General features: G+C 46.6%; 1 tRNA gene. It reads left to right on the plus strand.

The window, feature by feature from the left end:
* Nucleotide 1: 1 nt before the first annotated feature.
* Nucleotides 2-71, plus strand: a tRNA-Phe gene (locus ACVA53_RS25140).
* The last annotated feature ends 178 nt before the right edge of the window (nucleotides 72-249 follow it).

Here is a 249-nt window from a genome sequence, read left to right on the forward strand (position 1 = left end):
GATAGCTCAGTCGGTAGAGCAGAGGATTGAAAATCCTCGTGTCGGTGGTTCGATTCCGCCTCGAGGCACCATATTTAAAAGTATGATGCTTACAATTAGGCTCCAAAGGTTATCGCGTTGCGATAATGTGTCGGTCCCTAGCCGGGCGCGGTCGATTCCGTCCTCGAGGCAGCATATTTAGTTATGGTGCTAGTAATAGCAACATAATGTAAAAAGAGATAATTCCCCCTTAGTTCAGTTGGTAGAACG

The organism is Photobacterium sp. DNB23_23_1 (assembly GCF_052873815.1).